1 protein-coding gene is annotated in these 289 nt (G+C 56.1%); it reads left to right on the top strand.

Annotated features, from left to right (window positions below):
• The coding region (locus tag AC3XQU_RS23705) for an ABC transporter substrate-binding protein (protein WP_489876588.1) at nt 1–289 on the top strand (289 nt) is incomplete at both ends.

Genomic DNA, 289 nt, shown 5'->3' with positions numbered 1-289 from the left:
AATTCACCGTCAAACTCAAGAGCGACCTCAAGTGGGCCAACGGGCACGTGCTGGATTCCAAAGACGTCAAGTTCTCCTTTGATCGCCAGACTGCCATCAACGATCCCAACGGACCGGCATCGTTGTTGTCCAACATCGATTCCATTGCCACACCTGATGCCAGCACCGTGGTTTTCACACTGAAGAACGCCAACGACCAGACGTTCCCGCAGATTCTGACCAGCCCGGCCGCGCCGATCGTGGACGATGAAGTCTTCCCGGCAGACAAGCTCCTCAGCGACGAGGAAAT

This window comes from Telluria sp. AZSoR62 (assembly GCF_058111565.1).
This window is presented reverse-complemented; position numbering and strand designations above follow the sequence as displayed.